The 2,761-nt window shown below is 71.3% G+C and carries 3 protein-coding genes; 2 read left to right on the top strand and 1 reads right to left on the bottom strand.

Annotated elements, in window-relative coordinates:
• Positions 1-754, bottom strand: a 754-nt coding sequence (locus G6031_RS17080; RefSeq protein WP_182653911.1) for an LLM class flavin-dependent oxidoreductase, incomplete at its 3' end; no start/stop codon positions are given.
• 149 nt (positions 755-903) lie between these two features.
• Between G6031_RS17080 and G6031_RS17075 the strand changes: the two genes are divergently transcribed.
• Both G6031_RS17075 and G6031_RS17070 read left to right on the top strand, forming a co-directional pair.
• Complete coding sequence (locus G6031_RS17075; protein ID WP_182645105.1) at positions 904-2,079, top strand: ROK family protein; 1,176 nt, start codon at positions 904-906, stop codon at positions 2,077-2,079.
• 63 nt (positions 2,080-2,142) lie between these two features.
• A complete protein-coding gene (locus G6031_RS17070) occupies positions 2,143-2,667 on the top strand; it encodes a flavin reductase family protein (protein ID WP_182641396.1) in 525 nt (174 codons plus the stop codon).
• The last annotated feature ends 94 nt before the right edge of the window (positions 2,668-2,761 follow it).

The following is a 2,761-nucleotide window of genomic DNA, read 5'->3' as shown; positions in this document are numbered from 1 at the left end:
TGTCCCTGGAGATCACGTGGAGCCGGACCCCGAACGAGGGTGTCCGGCCGTGGACGGCCGCGGCGTCCCGGACCCGGTCCAGTTTCCCGGCGACCGCGGCGGGGGGTTCGCCCCAGGTCAGGTACGTGTCCGCATGGCGGGCGGCGACGCGGATACCGGCCGCGGAGGAGCCGCCGAAGAAGATCGGCGGCGCCGGGTCCGGTCGACGCGCCAGGACGGAATCGACGACGGCGAGGTGGTCACCGCTGTAGGAGAGCGGGTTCTCCGAATCCCAGAGTCCTCGGACGATCTCGAGGAACTCGTCCGCCCTGGCGTATCGGGCCTCCTTGTCCAGGAAGTCCCCATAGGCGCGTTGCTCGCGGGACTCGCCTCCGGTGACCACGTTGAGGAGCAGGCGGCCACCGGTCTGCCACTGGAAGGTGGTCGCCATCTGCGCGGCGAGGGTGGGACTCATGAGCCCCGGGCGCAGCGCCACGAGGAACTTGATGCTGTCGCTCGACTCGGCGAGCAGTGCGGTGGTGATCATCGCGTCCTCGCACCAGGCGCCGGTGGGAGTGAGGAGGGACTCGAACCCGTTGTGCTCGGCCGCCGCGACGATCTGCCGCAGATACGGCAGGGTCGCCGGACGGTCCCCCGACATCAGCGTGCCGTGCCCACCGGCCACGAGGTTGCGCGAGTCCCCGTAGGTGGGCAGGAACCAGTGGAAGTGCAACCCAGTCTGGTCGGGGTTCGGATGAGTCGGGTCGGTGGCCACGGACGGCTCCTGAGGTGTCTCGGGTCGGAGTGCGGACCGACACATCGTGCGGCCGGACGGAGACGGGGGGCCACAATTGCCGTCACCGGGAAGGAAACCCATTACCCAAGTAGACCGATCGGTCTATAGGCTGTGATACCCTCTCCCCCATGACACCCCGATCACCCGCCCCTGACCTGCGTTTGTCCGACGTGAGCTCGGCCAGGGTCATGCGCACGATCCGGTTCCGGGGGCCGGTGACCCGTCCGGAGGTGGCCGCGTCCACGGGCCTGTCGGTGGCGACGGTCAGCCGAGCCACGGCAGCGCTGCTGTCCTCCGGGGTCATCCGCGAGCGACCCGAACTCATGCACGACGGTTCCGTGGGCCGGCCGAGCATCCCCGTGGAGATCGATCCCGCCGGGCCCGTGGTGGTGGCCGTCCACATCGGCCTCAGCCGGTGCGTGGTCGCCATCAGTGATCTCGCCTGCCGGATCCTGTCCGAGTACGCGATCCCCACCCCGGGCCGGGATCCGGAGGTGATCGCGGACGAGCTGTCCGCGATCGCGTTCCGGCTCCTCGACGGCCACCGGGACCGCCGGCTGGTCTGGGGCGGCGTGGCCACGGCCGCGAGGATCACCGCGCCGGGCAGGATCGACCACGACCTGCTGGGGTGGCGGGACGTTCCGGTGGCGGACCTGTTCGCCGATCGAATCGGGGTGCCCTTCTCCGTGGCCCCCCACGTCGAGGCGATGGCCGCGGCGGAGCTGCTCGTGGGGCACGAGTCCCACACGGGCACGACGCTGGTCGTCTACGCGCGGGAGCATCTGGGCTCCGCCCTCGTGATCGACGGCGCCGTACACCTGCCACGGGCCGGCTCGGCGGAACTCGCCCACCTCCCCGTGGGGCCGACCACCTACCTCGACGACCGCGGCGGTGGCCTCCTGGACGTGGTGGGCGATTCCGGACTGGTCCGGGCTGCGGCCGCCCGCGGGATCACCGTCGGGTCGGTGCCGGAGCTCGCGGCCCGGGCACACGGTGACCCGATGGCCGACGCGATCCTCGTCGAGCGGGCGACCATCCTCGGCCGCCTGGTCGGGTTGGTCTCGGCCATCACTCGGCCGGATTCGGTGGTGCTCTGTGGACAGGCCTTCACGGACCACCCGCGCTACCTGGGACCCATCCTGAGAGCCTCACGGGAGACCCCTCTCGCCGGCGGGGCACCCGAACTCAGGGTGTCGACGGCGGGCGGGCGGATCCAGCAGCTGGCGGCCATGGCGGTGGCGCTCGACACCATCTCGGCCGACCCCACGAGCGCGCTGCCGTCGAGGCTGCTGTCGGTGTCCTGACCCTTTCCGGTCACCGCGACAGTATTGTTCGACATCCGTAGCGGACCCCCACAGACTTCTCGTATGACCGAACGAAGCCTGTCCACCGCTCACCAGTCCGTCCCGGCGGAGACCCATCGGCGGGCGATGCGTATGCATCCCGCCGGCGTCACGATCATCACCCTCGACGGCGCCGACGGGCCGGTGGGGTTCACCGCGTCATCACCGTCCAGCCTGTCGTCGAGGCCCGCCCTGGTGAGCTTCAACGTCGGGATCTCGTCGTCCAGCCTGGCGGCGGTGCTCGACGCCCGGACCGCGGTGATCCACCTGCTGGGCGAGGCCGACCGATCACTCGCGCTCCGGTTCGCCGGCCCCTCCCACCGCCGGTTCGCCGACCACTCCCTGTGGACCCGGGCCGAGACCGGTGAACCGCTCCTCCACGGCGGGCGGGCGCGACTCCGGGTCGCCCTCGATCGTCTCGTCCCGGCGGGCGACCACGTCCTGGTGGTCGCGCGGCTGCTGGACGCCTGGTTCGACGAGGAGGATCCCGGCGATCCGCTCGTGGTGCTCGACGGCGGCTTCCGTGCGGTGCCCACGGCCCACGAGTGACCACGTCCCACGACTGACCACGACTGACCACGAGGCCGACCGACCACGAGATCGGCCGACGACGAGGCGGCCCCCGCTCGATGAGCGGGGGCCG

The sequence above is a fragment of the Dietzia sp. CQ4 genome (genome assembly GCF_014145125.1).
In the GTDB taxonomy this organism is placed as follows: Bacteria; Actinomycetota; Actinomycetes; order Mycobacteriales; family Mycobacteriaceae; genus Dietzia; species Dietzia natronolimnaea.
Note: the sequence above shows the minus strand (reverse complement) of the source record. Positions and strands in the feature narration are given on the sequence as shown.